This is a genomic window from Delftia sp. ZNC0008 (assembly GCF_000799035.1).
Taxonomy (GTDB): Bacteria; Pseudomonadota; Gammaproteobacteria; order Burkholderiales; family Burkholderiaceae_C; genus Comamonas; species Comamonas tsuruhatensis.
This window is the reverse complement of the sequence record NZ_JTKZ01000805.1, coordinates 1-1251: the sequence shown is the minus strand read 5'-3', so window position 1 is coordinate 1251 and position 1251 is coordinate 1. Positions and strand designations below refer to the sequence as shown.

Here is a 1251-nt window from a genome sequence, read left to right as displayed (position 1 = left end):
GCATGGTCGGCCTGATCGGGCCGGACGGCGTGGGCAAGTCCAGCCTCATGGCGCTGATCTCCGGGGCACGCAAGATCCAGGAAGGCAGCGTCGAGGTGCTGGGCGGCGACATGGCCCAGCGCCGGCACCGCGAGGCCGTCTGCCCGCGCGTGGCCTACATGCCGCAGGGCCTGGGGCGCAACCTCTATCCCACGCTGTCGGTGGAGGAGAACCTGCAGTTCTTCGCGCGCCTGTTCGGCCATGACGCGGCCGAGCGGCGCCGGCGCATCGACGACCTCACCCAGGCCACGGGCCTGCGCAAATTCCTGGAGCGGCCGGCCGGCAAGCTGTCGGGCGGCATGAAGCAGAAGCTGGGCCTGTGCTGCGCGCTGATCCACGACCCCGACCTGCTCATTCTTGACGAGCCCACCACGGGCGTGGACCCGCTGGCGCGCGCCCAGTTCTGGGACCTGATCGCGCGCATCCGCCGCCAGCGCCCCGGCATGAGCGTGCTGGTGGCCACGGCCTACATGGACGAGGCCCAGCGCTTCGACTGGCTGGTGGCCATGGACGAGGGCCGCGTGCTGGCCACGGGCACGCCGGCCGAGTTGCTGCAGCGCACGGCCAGCCGCTCGCTGGAAGAGGCCTTCATCGCCCTGCTGCCCGAAGAGAAAAAGCGCGGCCATGCGCCCGTGACCATCGCCCCCCTGCCCGAGGGCGGCGAGGACGACATCGCCATCGAGGCCAGGGACCTGACCATGCGCTTTGGCGACTTCGTCGCCGTGGACCATGTGTCCTTCCGCATCCGCCGCGGCGAGATCTTCGGCTTCCTGGGCTCCAACGGCTGCGGCAAGAGCACCACCATGAAGATGCTGACCGGCCTGCTGCCGGCCAGCGAGGGCCAGGCCTGGCTGTTCGGCCAGCCTGTGGACCCGCGCGACATCGACACGCGCCGCCGCGTGGGCTACATGACCCAGGCGTTCTCGCTGTACGGCGAGCTGACCGTGCACCAGAACCTGGTGCTGCACGCGCGCCTGTTCGGCGTGCCCGAGGCGGACATTCCCGCGCGCGTGGCCGAGATGCTGCAGCGCTTCGACCTGCAGGCCGCGCAGCTCAGCCTGCCGGCCGCCCTGCCGCTGGGCATGCGCCAGCGCCTGTCGCTGGCCGTGGCCATGGTGCACAAGCCCGAGCTGCTCATCCTGGACGAGCCCACCTCGGGCGTGGACCCCGTGGCGCGCGACGGCTTCTGGCGCCTGCTGGTGGAGCTGTCGC

The 1251-nt window shown here is 71.3% G+C and carries 1 protein-coding gene; it reads left to right on the top strand.

The annotated features are described in order from the left end of the window. Positions 1-1251 (top strand): ATP-binding cassette domain-containing protein (locus L995_RS25865; protein ID WP_047474165.1); only part of this gene is annotated, 1251 nt, incomplete at both ends.